Genomic DNA, 13,803 nt, shown 5'->3' on the forward strand with positions numbered 1-13,803 from the left:
CCGGCCAGCTTCGCCTTGACCTCGTCGATGGACTTCGCACCGAAGTTGCGGATGTCCAGCAGGTCGGCCTCGGAGCGGGCGACGAGCTCACCCACGGAGTGGATGCCCTCGCGCTTGAGGCAGTTGTAGGAGCGGACCGTGAGCTCCAGCTCCTCGATCGGCAGCGCCAGGTCGGCGGCCAGGGCGGCGTCCGTCGGGGACGGACCCATGTCGATGCCCTCGGCGTCGATGTTCAGCTCGCGCGCGAGACCGAACAGCTCCACCAGGGTCTTGCCGGCCGACGCCATCGCGTCACGCGGACGCATGGCCTGCTTGGTCTCGACGTCGACGATCAGCTTGTCGAAGTCGGTGCGCTGCTCGACACGGGTCGCCTCGACCTTGTACGTGACCTTCAGCACCGGCGAGTAGATCGAGTCGACCGGGATACGGCCGATCTCCTGGCCCACCTGCTTGTTCTGCACCGCGGAGACATAGCCGCGACCGCGCTCGACGGTCAGCTCCATCTCCAGCTTGCCCTTGCCGTTCAGCGTGGCGAGGACGAGATCGGGGTTGTGCACCTCGACACCGGCCGGCGGCGCGATGTCGGCGGCGGTGACCAGACCCGGACCCTGCTTGCGCAGGTACATCACAACCGGCTCGTCGTGCTCCGAGGAGACGACCAGCTGCTTGATGTTGAGGATCAGGTCGGTGACGTCCTCCTTGACACCCGGCACGGTGGTGAACTCGTGCAGGACACCGTCGATGCGGATGCTGGTGACAGCAGCGCCGGGGATCGACGACAGGAGGGTGCGGCGGAGGGAGTTGCCGAGGGTGTAGCCGAAGCCCGGCTCCAGCGGCTCGATCACGAACCGGGAGCGGAACTCGTCGACGACCTCTTCGGTCAGTGACGGACGCTGAGCGATCAGCATGAGTGGATCAGATCCTTCAGTCGTGGGCGCCCGCTATATGACGCCCGACCAGGCCGCACCCGAAAGGGTGCGGGTACTGCAAGGGTACGGGCGGCACGACCCGAAAAGGCCGTACCGCCCGGAGACCTGCGCGAAGCAGCCGTGCGTCAGACGCGGCGGCGCTTCGGGGGGCGGCAGCCGTTGTGCGGGGTCGGGGTGACGTCCTGGATGGAGCCGACCTCGAGGCCCGTGGCCTGCAGGGAGCGGATCGCGGTCTCACGGCCGGAGCCCGGACCCTTGACGAACACGTCGACCTTGCGCATGCCGTGCTCCTGGGCGCGACGGGCGGCCGACTCGGCGGCCATCTGCGCGGCGAACGGCGTGGACTTCCGGGAGCCCTTGAAGCCGACGTGGCCGGCGGAGGCCCAGGAGATCACGTTGCCGGACGGGTCGGTGATCGAAACAATCGTGTTGTTGAACGTGCTCTTGATGTGCGCGTGGCCGTGAGCGACGTTCTTCTTTTCCTTGCGGCGCACCTTCTTGGCAGCGCCCTGACGTCCCTTGGGGGGCATGTCGAAAACTCCTACGGGAGGTGGTCGGTCCTACAGCGAAGACCGCTGGACGGCGAGTGTCGCTGCGGACTACTTCTTGCCCGGCTTCTTCTTGCCGGCGATGGCGCGACGCGGGCCCTTGCGGGTGCGGGCGTTGGTGCTGGTGCGCTGACCGCGGACCGGCAGACCGCGGCGGTGACGCAGACCCTGGTAGCAACCGATCTCGACCTTGCGGCGGATGTCGGCCTGGATCTCGCGACGGAGGTCACCCTCGGTCTTGATGTTGTTGTCGACGTACTCGCGGATCGCGACGAGCTGCTCCTCGGAGAGGTCGCGAACGCGGGTGTTCGGGTCGATGTCGGTGGCGGCCAGCGTCTGCTGGGAGAGGGTCCGGCCGATGCCGAACACGTAGGTGAGGGCGACCTCCACGCGCTTTTCGCGCGGGATGTCAACACCGGAAACGCGTGCCATTCAATGGCTCCAGTTGATCTTCGGAGGTCTTCCGCAGAACCGACTCCCGACCGCCGGCCTCTTCTCTTTCGAAGAGTGGGTACGAACCGGGTCCCCGGCCTCCGAACCGGGGGTGTCGAGCCGCGCTGGGCTCGGGTCCTGCGTATGAACAATTCAGCTCGCGTCGCGCGAATCTCTGCGATGAAGGTGCAGAGGGTGCGGTCGGTAGTGCGTCAGCCCTGGCGCTGCTTGTGGCGCGGGTTGTCGCAGATGACCATGACCCGGCCGTGACGGCGGATCACCCTGCACTTGTCGCAGATCTTCTTGACGCTCGGCTTGACCTTCATGGGGTGAGGTTCTCCGGGTCAGTTGCCGGCGGCCCCTCGGTGGAACGTGGGGCCTGGGCAAGATCTACTTGTACCGGTAGACGATCCGGCCACGCGTGAGGTCGTACGGAGACAGCTCCACCACGACCCGGTCGTCAGGGAGGATGCGGATGTAGTGCATGCGCATCTTGCCGCTGATGTGTGCCAGGACCTGGTGGCCGTTCTGGAGCTCGACCCTGAACATGGCGTTCGGCAGAGACTCGACGACAGTGCCCTCGATCTCGATGGCACCTTGCTTCTTGGCCACGCTTCGCCCTTCGAATCGACTACCTTGATCGACTCCAGTTCCCGCATGCGGACATGCGGATACATGAGAGCCGACGAGTCAGTCTACGTCAGCCCTCTGCGAAAGACGAATCGAGAAAGTCTGCCCCAGCTCCGAGATCATCATGCGACCGGGTCCGAACCCGACCGGACCGGCGGACCGTCGGCGGGCGGGGCCGTCAGGCCAGCGGGTCCGGCGCGGCCGTGATGCCGTACTCGGCCAGCTTCGCCCTGCCGCCGTCCGGAGCGGTCAGGACCAGGGGCCCCTGCTCGGTCAGGGCCACCGAGTGCTCCCAGTGGGACGACCAGGTGCCGTCCGTGGTGATGACCGTCCAGTCGTCCTGGAGGACCTGGGTCTTCGGGGTGCCCAGGGAGACCATGGGCTCGATGGCCAGGCAGAAGCCGGGGACCAGCTTCGGGCCCTTGCCGCGCCGCCGGTCGACGTAGTTCAGCAGGTGCGGGTCCATGTGCATCTCGGTGCCGATGCCGTGGCCGCCGTAGTCCTCGATGATCCCGTAGCGGCCGCCGCCCGGCTTCGGCTGGCGGCGGATGTACGTCTCGACGGCCCGAGAGATGTCGACCAGCCGGTTGCCCTGCTTCATGGCGGCGATGCCGGCCCACATCGACTCCTCGGTCACCCGGGAGAGCTCGATCAGCTCCGGGGAGTGACCGGAGCCGACGAACGCGGTGAAGGCCGCGTCGCCGTGCCAGCCGTCGATGATCGCGCCGCAGTCGATGGAGATGACGTCCCCGTCCTTGAGGACGACGTCGTCGGACGGGATGCCGTGGACCACGACCTCGTTCACCGAGGTGCAGATCGTCGCCGGGAAGCCGCCGTAGCCGAGGAAGTTCGGCTTGGCGTTGTGCTCGGCGAGCACCTTGCGGGCCACCTGGTCCAGATCCTTCGTGGTCGCCCCGGGCACGGCCGCCTCCCGGGTGGCCGCGTGGATGGCGGCGACGACCAGCCCCGCCTCACGCATCTTGGCGATCTGCTCGGCGGACTTGATCTGCACCATGGGCACTACGGCCTTTCTCGGACCGGAAGGAGGACGGACACCCACAACAATACGGGGAAGCGGAGCCCGGCCCGTCCGGCATGTGCGGACGGGGCCGTGACGAGGCCTTTCGGGCCGTGAGGAGACCGTTCGGGTTCGGGGCGGCGGTTCAGGGGGCCTCCCCGCGGACGGCGCACCGGCGCCGTGCACGCGTCGGCCGCGGCCCCCGTGGGGAACCGCGGCCGAGCTGCGTGGTTGGGGCCTCGTTTGGATCATGCCGGGCTCGCGGGCCTGATCCAAACGAAAGACCCTAGTCGCGCTTCAGCGCCTCGAGCGCGCGCTGCGTGATCTCGTCCACCGGACCGAGCGAGGAGATCGTCACGACCAGGTCCTGCGCCCGGTAGTAGCCGATGATCGGCTCGGTCTGCGTGTGGTAGACCTCGAGCCGCTTGCGCACGGTCTCCTCGGAGTCGTCGTCCCGCTGGTACAGCTCGCCGCCGCAGACGTCGCAGACGCCTTCCTTCTGGGGCGGGCTGTACGTCACGTGGAAGACGTGCGCCGAGTTGTTGCGGCAGGTGCGGCGACCCGCGATGCGCTTGACGACCTCGTCCTCGGGAACCTCCAGGTCGAGGACCGCGTCCAGGTTCATGCCCTCGCCCTGGAGCAGCTTGTCCAGTGCCTCGGCCTGCGACACGTTGCGCGGAAAACCGTCCAGCAGGAAGCCGCCCTCGGCGTCGGGCTGCTCCATGCGGTCCTTCGCCATGGCGATGGTGACCTCGTCGGGCACCAGGTTTCCGGCGTCCATGTAGGACTTCGCGAGCTTGCCGAGCTCCGTCTGCCGACTGATGTTGGCGCGGAACAGGTCACCCGTCGAGATGTGCGGGATGCGCAGCTTCTCGGCCAGGCGTGTGGCCTGCGTTCCTTTGCCGGCACCCGGCGGTCCGACGAGGACGATTCGCATCAGCGGAGGAACCCTTCGTAATTGCGCTGCTGGAGCTGGCTCTCGATCTGCTTCACCGTCTCGAGTCCGACACCCACGATGATGAGGATGCTGGTCCCTCCGAAGGGGAAGTTCTGGTTCGCCCCGAAGCCGACCAACGCCATGGTCGGTACGAGAGCGATCAGGCCCAGATACAGCGAACCCGGCCAGGTGATCCGGTTGAGCACGTACGAGAGGTACTCAGCGGTCGGTCGGCCAGCCCGGATGCCCGGGATGAAGCCACCATACTTCTTCATGTTGTCGGCGACTTCTTCGGGGTTGAAGGAGATCGCCACGTAGAAGAAGGCGAAGAACACGATCAGCAGGAAGTACAGGGTGATGTAGATCGGGTGATCGCCCTTGGTCAGGTTCTGCTGGACCCAGGTCTTCCATCCGGAGTTGCCACCGGAGAACTGTGCGATCAGTGCCGGAATGTAGAGCAGCGAAGAAGCGAAGATGACGGGGATCACGCCCGCCTGGTTGACCTTCAGCGGAATGTACGTCGACGTACCACCGTAGGAACGGCGACCGATCATGCGCTTGGCGTACTGCACCGGAATGCGGCGCTGGGCCTGCTCGACGAAGACGACCAGACCGACCATGACCAGGCCGACGAGGATGACGGTGCCGAACTCGATCCAGCCCTCGGCGAGCTTGCCCTGCTTCTTGATCGCCCACAGCGCGGACGGGAAGGTGGCGGCGATCGAGATGAACATCAGGATCGACATGCCGTTGCCGATACCGCGGTCGGTGATGAGCTCACCGAGCCACATGACCGTGGCCGTACCGGCGGTCATGACGATCACCATGACGATCGTGTTGAAGATCGCCTGGTTCGGGACGATGTTCCCGGCCGCCGAGCACCCGGAGAACAGGGCACCGCTGCGGGCGGTGGCCACCAGGCCCGTGCCCTGGAGGATGGCGAGCGCCACCGTCAGGTAACGGGTGTACTGGGTGATCTTCGCGGTGCCGGACTGGCCCTCCTTCTTGAGGGCCTCCAACCGCGGGATCACCACGGTCAGCAGCTGAAGGATGATGCTCGCCGTGATGTACGGCATGATGCCCAGGGCAAAGATCGTGATCTGCAGCAGCGCGCCACCGCTGAACATGTTCACCAGGCCGAAGAGGCCCTGGTTGCCCGAGGCCTCGCTGACACACTGCTGAACGGCCTTGTAGTTGACACCCGGGATCGGAATGTGGGTACCGACGCGGTACACCACGATGATGCCGAGCGTGAAGAGCAGCTTCTTGCGCAGGTCGGGCGTCCTGAACGCCCGGGCGAAGCCGGTGAGCACGGTGCCTCCTGCGACCCCCGCGCAAGTGCGTCAGGGTGACGGTCTTGAGGTTCGACGATAAACAACGGTGCAGGCCACCTTACCGGCGACACTGCCTCCCTGAGAACGACCAACCGGGGATACCTCAATGTGAGGTACCCCCGGTCGGGACCGCTTACGTCATCGGGCTCAGACGAGCTCGGTGACAGAACCGCCGGCGGCGGTGATCTTCTCCTTGGCGGAGCCGGAGACGGCGTCCACCGTCACCTGCAGCGCCACGGAGACCTCGCCCTGGCCCAGGACCTTGACGAGGCTGTTCTTGCGAACGGCACCCTTGGCCACCAGACCCTCGACGGTGACCTCGCCACCCTCGGGGTAGAGCTCGGCCAGCTTGTCGAGGTTCACGACCTGGTACTCGGTCTTGAACGGGTTCTTGAAGCCCTTCAGCTTCGGGAGGCGCATGTGCAGCGGCATCTGGCCGCCCTCGAAGCGCTCCGGAACCTGGTAGCGGGCCTTGGTGCCCTTGGTACCACGACCGGCCGTCTTACCCTTGGACGCCTCACCACGACCGACACGGGTCTTGGCGGTCTTGGCGCCCGGGGCGGGACGGAGGTTGTGGATCTTGAGCGGGTTCTGCTCCGCCATGATCAGTCGACCTCCTCGACCGTCACGAGGTGGCGGACGGTGTGCACCATGCCGCGGAACTCGGGGCGGTCCTCCTTGACGACCACGTCGCCGAGCTTCTTGAGCCCGAGCGAACGCAGGGTGTCACGGTGGTTCTGCTTGCTGCCGATGTAGGACTTGACCTGCGTGACCTTGAGCTGTGCCATCACGCACCCGCCCCGGCACGCGCACGCAGCAGGGCCGCGGGGGCGACGTCCTCGAGCGGCAGACCGCGGCGGGCCGCGACCTCCTCGGGACGCTGCAGGCCCTTCAGGGCCTCCACGGTCGCGTGCACGATGTTGATCTGGTTGTCGGAGCCGAGCGACTTCGACAGGATGTCGTGGATACCGGCGCACTCGAGCACGGCGCGCACCGGGCCACCGGCGATAACGCCGGTACCGGGGGACGCGGGCTTGAGCAGCACGACGCCGGCAGCCTTCTCACCCTGGATCGGGTGCGGGATGGTGCCCTGGATCCGGGGGACCTTGAAGAAGTGCTTCTTGGCCTCCTCAACACCCTTGGCGATGGCGGCCGGCACCTCCTTGGCCTTGCCGTATCCGACACCCACGGTGCCGTCACCGTCGCCCACCACGACCAGCGCGGTGAAGCTGAAGCGACGACCACCCTTCACAACCTTGGCGACGCGGTTGATCGCGACGACGCGCTCAACGTACGCGGTCTTCTCGGCGGCAGCTGCGCCGCCGTCACGGCCCTTCCGGTCCCGCCGCTCGCCGCCACCGGCACCGCCACCGCGGCGCTGGGGTCCAGCCATTGGAATTACCTCTCTCTGTTTCCGCTAGCTCGCAGCAACGATCGCTCGCTGCCGCGACGGGCGACTCAGAACTTCAGTCCGGCCTCGCGGGCGGCGTCCGCCAGGGCGGCGATGCGCCCCGCGTACTGGTTGCCACCGCGGTCGAACACCACGGCCTCGACGCCGGCGGCCTTGGCGCGCTCGGCGACCAGGGCGCCGACCTGCTTGGCCTGCGCGGACTTGTCGCCCTCGCCACCGCGGACCGACGTGTCCAGCGTGGACGCCGACGCCAGGGTGTGGCCCTTGAGGTCGTCGATGACCTGCGCCACGATGTGGCGGTTGGAACGGGTCACGACCAGACGGGGGCGCTCCGCCGTACCGGCGATCCGCTTGCGGATCCGGATGTGACGGCGCTTGATCGCGGCGCGCTTGTAGGCGTCGCCCTTGAGGATCTTCTGCCCGTATGCCATGGCTTACTTACCCGCCTTTCCGACCTTGCGGCGGATGACTTCGCCCTCGTACTTGACGCCCTTGGCCTTGTACGGGTCGGGCTTGCGCAGCTTGCGGATGTTGGCCGCAACCTCGCCGACCTTCTGCTTGTCGATGCCCTCGACCTGGAAGCGGGTCGGGGTCTCCACCTTGAAGGTGATTCCCTCGGGCGCCTCGACGGTGATCGGGTGGCTGTAGCCGAGCGCGAACTCCAGGTTCGAACCCTTGGCCGTCACGCGGTAACCGACACCGCTGATCTCGAGCTTCTTCACGTAACCCTGGGTCACGCCGGTGATCATGTTCGCCACCAGCGTGCGGGACAGGCCGTGCAGGGCCTTGTTCTGACGCTCGTCGTTGGGGCGGGTCACCTGCAGGGTGCCGTCCTCGCCCTTGGCGATCTCGATCGGCGCCACGACGGTGTGGGTCAGCGAGCCCTTGGGGCCCTTGACCGCGACCGTACGGCCGTCGATGGTGACGTCCACGCCGGCGGGAACCGCGATGGGGAGCTTGCCGATGCGCGACATAGCTGTTTCCTCCGTTCCCTTCCGCTACCAGACGTAGGCGAGGACTTCCCCACCCACGCCCTTCTTGCCGGCCTGCTTGTCGGTGAGGAGCCCGTAGGACGTGGAGATGATCGCCACGCCGAGGCCGCCGAGCACCTTCGGCAGGTTGGTGGACTTCGCGTACACCCGGAGACCGGGCTTGGAGATCCGCTTGATGCCCGCGATGGAGCGCTCACGGTTGGGGCCGAACTTCAGCTCCAGGACGAGGTTCTTGCCGACCTCGGCGTCCTCGACCTTCCAGCCCGTGATGAAGCCCTCCTGCTGGAGGATCTCCGCGATGTGCGACTTGATCTTCGAGTGCGGCATCGACACGCTGTCGTGGTATGCCGAGTTCGCGTTCCGCAGACGCGTAAGCATGTCTGCGATCGGATCAGTCATGGTCATGAATTGGCCTTCGGCCTCTCTCGCCGGGGTTTCCTGGTGCGCCATCCCTCTCCCCGATCCGAGACGGGACGGGTGCGGCGCGGTGGACCTACGGCGTAGTAAGTCGTAAGGGCGCGGCAGGCGCCCAACCCCGCAAGCCTACGGCATGTGAGGTGGGCCTCCTGCCGACCCCGGTTGCTTACCGAGAGTCCTGCTTCAACCCAAGTGGGCTGTTACCAGGAGCTCTTGGTCACGCCCGGCAGCTCGCCACGGTGAGCCATCTCACGAAGGCACACGCGGCACAGGCCGAACTTGCGGTACACGGAGTGCGGACGGCCACAGCGCTGGCAGCGGGTGTAGCCACGCACACCGAACTTGGGCTTGCGAGCAGCCTTAGCGATCAGAGCCTTCTTCGCCATCTCGCTCACGCCTCCTTGAACGGGAAGCCGAGGTGACGAAGGAGCGCGCGGCCCTCAGCGTCGTTGGTCGCCGTGGTGACCACGGTGATGTCCATACCCCGGACGCGGTCGATCTTGTCCTGGTCGATCTCGTGGAACATGACCTGCTCGGTGAGACCGAAGGTGTAGTTGCCACGGCCGTCGAACTGCTTGGGGGACAGGCCGCGGAAGTCGCGGATGCGCGGCAGCGCGAGCGACAGGGTGCGGTCCAGGAACTCCCACATGCGGTCGCCACGGAGCGTGACGTGGGCACCGATCGGCTGGCCCTCACGCAGCTTGAACTGCGCGATGGACTTGCGGGCCTTGGTGACCTGCGGCTTCTGGCCGGTGATCGTGGTGAGGTCGCGGATGGCGCCCTCGATCAGCTTGGAGTCGCGGGCGGCGTCGCCCACACCCATGTTGACCACGATCTTGACGAGACCGGGAATCTGCATGACGTTCTCGTACTTGAACTCGTCACGCATCTTGCCCGCGATCTCCTCGCGGTACTTCTGCTTCAGACGCGGAGTGGTGGTGGTAGCCATCAGATGTCCTCACCCGTCCGCTTGGCAACGCGGATCTTGTTGCCTTCGTCGTCGAAGCGGTAACCGACACGCGTGACGACCTTGTTGCCGTCCTTCTCAACGACCAGCTGGACGTTGGAGACGTGGATCGGCGCCTCGGTCGTGACGATGCCGCCGGCCTGCGAACCGCGGGCGGTCGGGCCGGCCTTGGTGTGCTTCTTGACCCGGTTGACACCCTCGACCAGGACGCGATCCTCGCGCGGGAAAGCGGCAATGACCTTGCCCTGCTTGCCCTTGTCCTTGCCGGTGATGACCTGAACCAGGTCGCCCTTCTTGATCTTCATGCTCACAGCACCTCCGGCGCGAGGGAGATGATCTTCATGAACTTCTTCTCGCGCAGCTCACGGCCGACCGGGCCGAAGATACGGGTGCCACGAGGGTCGCCGTCGTTCTTGAGAATGACAGCGGCGTTCTCGTCGAAGCGGATGTACGAGCCGTCCGGACGGCGGCGCTCCTTGACGGTGCGAACGATGACCGCCTTGACGACGTCACCCTTCTTCACGTTGCCACCGGGGATCGCGTCCTTGACGGTGGCGACGATGACGTCACCGATGCCCGCGTAGCGGCGACCGGAGCCACCGAGCACACGGATGCAAAGGATTTCCTTCGCACCAGTGTTGTCGGCGACACGCAGTCGCGACTCCTGCTGGATCACGTCTATCTCCTGATTGTCTGCCGGTTCCCGGGGAGGGCCGTGAGTGACTCACGGGCCTTCGCCGAGCCTGGCGGAACCGTCCTGCGGGTAGCTCCCGCAGGAATTACTGGTGTCTCGGGAGGCGGGAACCCACGCCGGGGACTTCGCCGGGTCCGGGTCGGGGCCCGGGGCGTCGCCCCCAGCGGGGGTCAGCGGGGGCGGTGCCCCCGCTTCTTACTTCGCCTTCTCGAGGATCTCGACGACGCGCCAGCGCTTCGTCGCGGACAGCGGCCGGGTCTCCATCAGGAGGACACGGTCGCCGACGCCCGCGGCGTTCTGCTCGTCGTGCGCCTTGAGCTTCTCGGTACGGCGGATGACCTTGCCGTACAGCGCGTGCTTGACACGGTCCTCGACGGCGACGACGACGGTCTTGTCCATCTTGTCGCTGACGACGAGACCCTCACGGGTCTTGCGGAAGCCGCGCGCCTCTGCGTTCTCAGTCACGTTCTTCTCGCTCATCAGGCGTTCTCCACCGTTTCGATGCCCAGCTCACGCTCGCGCATCAGGGTGTAGATCCGCGCGATGTCCTTGCGGACCGCCTTGAGACGGCCGTGGTTCTCGAGCTGCCCGGTCGCCGCCTGGAAACGGAGGTTGAACAGCTCTTCCTTGGCCTCGCGGAGCTTTCCAAGAAGCTCCTCGTTGCCCAGCTCGCGCAGCTCGGACGCCTTGGTACCGGCCGACATCACGCTTCACCTGCCTCGCGCTTGACGATCCGGCACTTCATCGGCAGCTTGTGGGCCGCACGGGTCAGCGCCTCACGGGCGATCTTCTCGTTCGGGTAGGACAGCTCGAACATCACCCGACCGGGCTTGACGTTCGCGATCCACCACTCCGGCGAACCCTTACCGGAACCCATGCGGGTCTCGGCCGGCTTCTTGGTCAGCGGACGGTCCGGGTAGATGTTGATCCAGACCTTGCCGCCACGCTTGATGTGGCGGGTCATCGCGATACGAGCCGCCTCGATCTGGCGGTTCGTCACGTAGGCCGGGGTCATCGCCTGGATGCCGTACTCGCCGAACGCAACCTGCGTTCCACCCTTGGACATACCGTTGCGCTTCGGGTGGTGCTGCTTGCGGTGCTTGACCCTACGGGGGATCAGCATGTCGGTCAGGCCTCCGTTCCGGTGCTCTCAGCCGGAGCGGCAGCGGCCGGGGCGTCGGCCTTGGGGGCCTCGGCGGCCGGAGCCGACTGCTGCTGCGGCTTGCGACCGCGCCGCTCGCCACCACGGCCACCACGGGCCGGGCGGTCGGCGCCACCACGGGCCGGGCGGTTGCCCGCACGGGCGGCGGCGTTCTCGGCGCGGACCTCGGCGATGTTCTTGACGTCGCCCTTGTAGATCCAGACCTTCACACCGATGCGGCCGAAGGTCGTCTTGGCCTCGAAGAAGCCGTAGTCCACGTTCGCGCGGAGCGTGTGCAGGGGCACACGGCCCTCGCGGTAGAACTCCGAGCGGGACATCTCGGCGCCGCCGAGGCGGCCACCGCACTGGATCTTGATGCCCTTGGCGCCGGCCTTCATCGCCGACTGCATGCTCTTGCGCATGGCACGGCGGAAGGAGACGCGGGAGGAGAGCTGCTCGGCAACGGCCTGGGCCACGAGCTGAGCGTCCGTCTCGGGGTTCTTGACCTCGAGGATGTTCAGCTGGACCTGCTTGCCCGTGAGCTTCTCGAGGTCGCCGCGGATGCGGTCGGCCTCGGCGCCACGGCGGCCGATGACGATGCCCGGACGCGCGGTGTGGATGTCCACGCGGACACGGTCACGGGTGCGCTCGATCTCCACCTTGGAGATGCCGGCGCGCTCCATGCCGGACGTCATCATCCGACGGATGGCGACGTCTTCCTTGACGTAGTCCTTGTACAGCTTGTCGGCGTACCAACGCGACTTGAAGTCGGTCGTGACACCGAGCCGGAACCCATGCGGGTTTACCTTCTGGCCCATTACCGGGTTCCTTCCTTGCTGCTGACGACCACGGTGATGTGGCTGGTCCGCTTGCGGATCCGGTAGGCACGGCCCTGGGCACGCGGCCGGAACCGCTTCAGGGTCGGACCCTCGTCGACGTACGCCTCGGCGATGTAGAGGCTGTCGACGTCGGTGTGGTCGTAGTTGTGCGCGGCGTTGGCGATGGCGCTGTCCAGCACCTTGCCGACCGGCACGCTCGCGGCCTGCGGGGCGAAACGCAGGACCGCCTGAGCCTCCGTGGCGTCCATGCCACGGATGAGGTCCACCACACGGCGGGCCTTCATGGGCGTGACGCGGATGTACCGCGCCTGGGCCCTGGCTTCCATGGTTGTCCCTTCAGTGTTTGACACGTTCGTCATGGTCTTTCACCCCGCTGACTAGCGGCGCTTCGACTTCCGGTCGTCCTTGACGTGACCCCGGAAGGTGCGCGTCGGCGAGAACTCGCCGAGCTTGTGGCCGACCATCGACTCGGTGACGAACACCGGGATGTGGGTCTTGCCGTTGTGCACCGCGATCGTGTGACCCAGCATGGCCGGGATGATCATCGAGCGGCGGGACCAGGTCTTGATGACGTTCTTGGTGCCGGCTTCGTTCTGCGAGTCCACCTTCTTGCTCAGGTGGTCGTCGACGAAGGGCCCCTTCTTCAAGCTACGCGGCATCTCAACCCGTCCTTAGCGCTTCTTGTTCGTCTTGCGGCGGCGGACGATGTACTTGTTCGACGCCTTTTTGGGCGAACGAGTACGGCCTTCCTTCTTGCCCCACGGGGACACCGGGTGACGGCCACCGGAGGTCCGGCCCTCACCACCACCGTGCGGGTGGTCCACCGGGTTCATGACCACACCACGGACGGTCGGGCGGACGCCCAGCCACCGCTTGCGGCCGGCCTTGCCCCAGTTGATGTTGCTCTGCTCGGCGTTGCCGACCTCGCCGACCGTGGCGCGGCAGCGCTGGTCGACCAGGCGGATCTCACCGGAGGGCATGCGGAGGTGGGCCATCGTGCCCTCCTTCGCGAGCAGCTGCACGGAGGCACCGGCGGAGCGGGCGAACTTGGCGCCGCCACCGGGACGGAGCTCGATCGCGTGGATCGTGGTACCGACCGGGATGTTGCGCAGCGCCAGGTTGTTGCCCGGCTTGATGTCGGCCGTGGGGCCGTTCTCCACGCGGTCGCCCTGCTGCAGGTTGCGCGGGGCGAGGATGTAGCGCTTCTCGCCGTCGGCGTAGTGCAGCAGCGCGATGCGCGCGGTGCGGTTGGGGTCGTACTCGATGTGCGCGACCTTCGCCGGCACGCCGTCCTTGTCGTGACGACGGAAGTCGATCACGCGGTAGGCGCGCTTGTGTCCGCCACCCTGGTGGCGAACGGTCACACGACCGGAATTGTTACGGCCGCCCTTGCTGTGCAGGGGACGGACCAGCGACTTCTCCGGCGTGGACCGCGTGACCTCGACGAAGTCGGCGACGCTGGCGCCACGACGGCCCGGCGTAGTCGGCTTGTACTTGCGGATTCCCATTTCTCA

Annotated in this window: 25 protein-coding genes; all 25 read right to left on the reverse strand. The window is 66.6% G+C overall.

Annotated elements, in window-relative coordinates:
• Nucleotides 1–908, reverse strand: a 908-nt coding sequence (locus tag ACTYVM_RS33685) for a DNA-directed RNA polymerase subunit alpha (protein ID WP_445526660.1), incomplete at its 3' end; no start/stop codon positions are given.
• A gap of 146 nt (nt 909–1,054) precedes the next feature.
• Nucleotides 1,055–1,459, reverse strand: coding sequence for a 30S ribosomal protein S11 (gene rpsK, locus ACTYVM_RS33690; protein ID WP_003956432.1), 405 nt, complete (start codon nt 1,457–1,459; stop codon nt 1,055–1,057).
• Nucleotides 1,460–1,528: 69 nt separating this feature from the next.
• Nucleotides 1,529–1,909: a 30S ribosomal protein S13 gene (gene rpsM / locus ACTYVM_RS33695; RefSeq protein ID WP_225077987.1), complete on the reverse strand. Its 381-nt coding sequence runs from the start codon at nt 1,907–1,909 to the stop codon at nt 1,529–1,531.
• Between the two features lie 212 nt (nt 1,910–2,121).
• Nucleotides 2,122–2,235 carry a 50S ribosomal protein L36 gene (rpmJ, locus tag ACTYVM_RS33700; RefSeq protein ID WP_003974245.1) on the reverse strand — a complete coding sequence of 38 codons (114 nt, stop codon included), beginning with the start codon at nt 2,233–2,235 and terminating at the stop codon, nt 2,122–2,124.
• A gap of 64 nt (nt 2,236–2,299) precedes the next feature.
• Complete coding sequence (gene infA / locus ACTYVM_RS33705; RefSeq protein WP_004927214.1) at nt 2,300–2,521, reverse strand: translation initiation factor IF-1; 222 nt, start codon at nt 2,519–2,521, stop codon at nt 2,300–2,302.
• Between the two features lie 196 nt (nt 2,522–2,717).
• Nucleotides 2,718–3,554 (reverse strand): type I methionyl aminopeptidase, encoded by an 837-nt coding sequence (gene map / locus ACTYVM_RS33710; protein WP_445529619.1) that lies wholly within the window; start codon nt 3,552–3,554, stop codon nt 2,718–2,720.
• Nucleotides 3,555–3,843: 289 nt separating this feature from the next.
• Entirely contained in the window at nt 3,844–4,494 is a 651-nt protein-coding gene (locus ACTYVM_RS33715; RefSeq protein WP_445529620.1) for an adenylate kinase, read from the reverse strand.
• The gene (secY, locus tag ACTYVM_RS33720; RefSeq protein WP_400032914.1) at nt 4,494–5,807 is read right to left on the reverse strand and encodes a preprotein translocase subunit SecY; all 1,314 of its coding nucleotides are present in this window, start codon (nt 5,805–5,807) and stop codon (nt 4,494–4,496) included. The genes ACTYVM_RS33715 and secY overlap by 1 nt, the downstream gene beginning before the upstream one ends.
• 168 nt (nt 5,808–5,975) lie before the next feature.
• Complete coding sequence (gene rplO / locus ACTYVM_RS33725; protein ID WP_358733881.1) at nt 5,976–6,431, reverse strand: 50S ribosomal protein L15; 456 nt, start codon at nt 6,429–6,431, stop codon at nt 5,976–5,978.
• A gap of 2 nt (nt 6,432–6,433) precedes the next feature.
• Nucleotides 6,434–6,616, reverse strand: a complete 183-nt coding sequence (gene rpmD, locus ACTYVM_RS33730) for a 50S ribosomal protein L30 (protein ID WP_100569752.1) — start codon at nt 6,614–6,616, stop codon at nt 6,434–6,436.
• Nucleotides 6,616–7,221, reverse strand: coding sequence for a 30S ribosomal protein S5 (gene rpsE / locus ACTYVM_RS33735; protein ID WP_073725073.1), 606 nt, complete (start codon nt 7,219–7,221; stop codon nt 6,616–6,618). The genes rpmD and rpsE overlap by 1 nt, the downstream gene beginning before the upstream one ends.
• A gap of 65 nt (nt 7,222–7,286) precedes the next feature.
• Nucleotides 7,287–7,670, reverse strand: coding sequence for a 50S ribosomal protein L18 (gene rplR, locus ACTYVM_RS33740; RefSeq protein ID WP_356189295.1), 384 nt, complete (start codon nt 7,668–7,670; stop codon nt 7,287–7,289).
• A gap of 3 nt (nt 7,671–7,673) precedes the next feature.
• Nucleotides 7,674–8,213 carry a 50S ribosomal protein L6 gene (rplF, locus tag ACTYVM_RS33745; protein WP_100569750.1) on the reverse strand — a complete coding sequence of 180 codons (540 nt, stop codon included), beginning with the start codon at nt 8,211–8,213 and terminating at the stop codon, nt 7,674–7,676.
• A 24-nt stretch (nt 8,214–8,237) separates the two neighbouring features.
• On the reverse strand, nt 8,238–8,636 hold the full coding sequence (gene rpsH / locus ACTYVM_RS33750) for a 30S ribosomal protein S8 (protein ID WP_100569749.1): 399 nt from the start codon (nt 8,634–8,636) through the stop codon (nt 8,238–8,240).
• Nucleotides 8,637–8,848: 212 nt separating this feature from the next.
• Nucleotides 8,849–9,034: a type Z 30S ribosomal protein S14 gene (locus tag ACTYVM_RS33755; RefSeq protein WP_003948630.1), complete on the reverse strand. Its 186-nt coding sequence runs from the start codon at nt 9,032–9,034 to the stop codon at nt 8,849–8,851.
• Nucleotides 9,035–9,039: 5 nt separating this feature from the next.
• Nucleotides 9,040–9,597, reverse strand: coding sequence for a 50S ribosomal protein L5 (gene rplE / locus ACTYVM_RS33760; RefSeq protein WP_067299852.1), 558 nt, complete (start codon nt 9,595–9,597; stop codon nt 9,040–9,042).
• Complete coding sequence (gene rplX, locus ACTYVM_RS33765) at nt 9,597–9,920, reverse strand: 50S ribosomal protein L24 (protein WP_003992365.1); 324 nt, start codon at nt 9,918–9,920, stop codon at nt 9,597–9,599. The genes rplE and rplX overlap by 1 nt, the downstream gene beginning before the upstream one ends.
• Nucleotides 9,921–9,922: 2 nt before the next feature.
• Nucleotides 9,923–10,291: a 50S ribosomal protein L14 gene (gene rplN, locus ACTYVM_RS33770; RefSeq protein WP_003998823.1), complete on the reverse strand. Its 369-nt coding sequence runs from the start codon at nt 10,289–10,291 to the stop codon at nt 9,923–9,925.
• 213 nt (nt 10,292–10,504) lie between these two features.
• Nucleotides 10,505–10,789 carry a 30S ribosomal protein S17 gene (gene rpsQ / locus ACTYVM_RS33775; protein WP_100569747.1) on the reverse strand — a complete coding sequence of 95 codons (285 nt, stop codon included), beginning with the start codon at nt 10,787–10,789 and terminating at the stop codon, nt 10,505–10,507.
• Nucleotides 10,789–11,013: a 50S ribosomal protein L29 gene (rpmC, locus tag ACTYVM_RS33780; RefSeq protein WP_018564811.1), complete on the reverse strand. Its 225-nt coding sequence runs from the start codon at nt 11,011–11,013 to the stop codon at nt 10,789–10,791. Before rpmC ends, rpsQ begins: the two co-directional genes overlap by 1 nt.
• The gene (gene rplP, locus ACTYVM_RS33785; RefSeq protein ID WP_187826477.1) at nt 11,013–11,432 is read right to left on the reverse strand and encodes a 50S ribosomal protein L16; all 420 of its coding nucleotides are present in this window, start codon (nt 11,430–11,432) and stop codon (nt 11,013–11,015) included. The genes rpmC and rplP overlap by 1 nt, the downstream gene beginning before the upstream one ends.
• Before the next feature lie 5 nt (nt 11,433–11,437).
• On the reverse strand, nt 11,438–12,268 hold the full coding sequence (gene rpsC / locus ACTYVM_RS33790) for a 30S ribosomal protein S3 (protein ID WP_100569745.1): 831 nt from the start codon (nt 12,266–12,268) through the stop codon (nt 11,438–11,440).
• The gene (rplV, locus tag ACTYVM_RS33795; protein WP_030936396.1) at nt 12,268–12,615 is read right to left on the reverse strand and encodes a 50S ribosomal protein L22; all 348 of its coding nucleotides are present in this window, start codon (nt 12,613–12,615) and stop codon (nt 12,268–12,270) included. The genes rpsC and rplV overlap by 1 nt, the downstream gene beginning before the upstream one ends.
• Nucleotides 12,616–12,666: 51 nt before the next feature.
• A complete protein-coding gene (rpsS, locus tag ACTYVM_RS33800) occupies nt 12,667–12,948 on the reverse strand; it encodes a 30S ribosomal protein S19 (RefSeq protein ID WP_100569744.1) in 282 nt (93 codons plus the stop codon).
• A 12-nt stretch (nt 12,949–12,960) separates the two neighbouring features.
• Nucleotides 12,961–13,797 carry a 50S ribosomal protein L2 gene (rplB, locus tag ACTYVM_RS33805; RefSeq protein ID WP_445529621.1) on the reverse strand — a complete coding sequence of 279 codons (837 nt, stop codon included), beginning with the start codon at nt 13,795–13,797 and terminating at the stop codon, nt 12,961–12,963.
• Between the last annotated feature and the right edge of the window lie 6 nt (nt 13,798–13,803).

Source organism: Streptomyces cyslabdanicus (assembly GCF_052663305.1).

Excerpts from the sequence above, each read along its gene's own strand:
- rpsK (WP_003956432.1), bottom strand. The coding sequence starts at position 1,459 with ATGCCCCCCAAGGGACGTCAGGGCGCTGCCAAGAAGGTGCGCCGCAAG.
- rpsM (WP_225077987.1), bottom strand. The coding sequence starts at position 1,909 with ATGGCACGCGTTTCCGGTGTTGACATCCCGCGCGAAAAGCGCGTGGAG.
- rpmJ (WP_003974245.1), bottom strand. The coding sequence starts at position 2,235 with ATGAAGGTCAAGCCGAGCGTCAAGAAGATCTGCGACAAGTGCAGGGTG.
- map (WP_445529619.1), bottom strand. The coding sequence starts at position 3,554 with ATGGTGCAGATCAAGTCCGCCGAGCAGATCGCCAAGATGCGTGAGGCG.
- ACTYVM_RS33715 (WP_445529620.1), bottom strand. The coding sequence starts at position 4,494 with ATGCGAATCGTCCTCGTCGGACCGCCGGGTGCCGGCAAAGGAACGCAG.
- rplO (WP_358733881.1), bottom strand. The coding sequence starts at position 6,431 with ATGGCGGAGCAGAACCCGCTCAAGATCCACAACCTCCGTCCCGCCCCG.
- rpmD (WP_100569752.1), bottom strand. The coding sequence starts at position 6,616 with ATGGCACAGCTCAAGGTCACGCAGGTCAAGTCCTACATCGGCAGCAAG.
- rpsE (WP_073725073.1), bottom strand. The coding sequence starts at position 7,221 with ATGGCTGGACCCCAGCGCCGCGGTGGCGGTGCCGGTGGCGGCGAGCGG.
- rplR (WP_356189295.1), bottom strand. The coding sequence starts at position 7,670 with ATGGCATACGGGCAGAAGATCCTCAAGGGCGACGCCTACAAGCGCGCC.
- rplF (WP_100569750.1), bottom strand. The coding sequence starts at position 8,213 with ATGTCGCGCATCGGCAAGCTCCCCATCGCGGTTCCCGCCGGCGTGGAC.
- rpsH (WP_100569749.1), bottom strand. The coding sequence starts at position 8,636 with ATGACCATGACTGATCCGATCGCAGACATGCTTACGCGTCTGCGGAAC.
- ACTYVM_RS33755 (WP_003948630.1), bottom strand. The coding sequence starts at position 9,034 with ATGGCGAAGAAGGCTCTGATCGCTAAGGCTGCTCGCAAGCCCAAGTTC.
- rplE (WP_067299852.1), bottom strand. The coding sequence starts at position 9,597 with ATGGCTACCACCACCACTCCGCGTCTGAAGCAGAAGTACCGCGAGGAG.
- rplX (WP_003992365.1), bottom strand. The coding sequence starts at position 9,920 with ATGAAGATCAAGAAGGGCGACCTGGTTCAGGTCATCACCGGCAAGGAC.
- rpsQ (WP_100569747.1), bottom strand. The coding sequence starts at position 10,789 with ATGAGCGAGAAGAACGTGACTGAGAACGCAGAGGCGCGCGGCTTCCGC.
- rpmC (WP_018564811.1), bottom strand. The coding sequence starts at position 11,013 with ATGTCGGCCGGTACCAAGGCGTCCGAGCTGCGCGAGCTGGGCAACGAG.
- rplP (WP_187826477.1), bottom strand. The coding sequence starts at position 11,432 with ATGCTGATCCCCCGTAGGGTCAAGCACCGCAAGCAGCACCACCCGAAG.
- rpsC (WP_100569745.1), bottom strand. The coding sequence starts at position 12,268 with ATGGGCCAGAAGGTAAACCCGCATGGGTTCCGGCTCGGTGTCACGACC.
- rplV (WP_030936396.1), bottom strand. The coding sequence starts at position 12,615 with ATGGAAGCCAGGGCCCAGGCGCGGTACATCCGCGTCACGCCCATGAAG.
- rpsS (WP_100569744.1), bottom strand. The coding sequence starts at position 12,948 with ATGCCGCGTAGCTTGAAGAAGGGGCCCTTCGTCGACGACCACCTGAGC.
- rplB (WP_445529621.1), bottom strand. The coding sequence starts at position 13,797 with ATGGGAATCCGCAAGTACAAGCCGACTACGCCGGGCCGTCGTGGCGCC.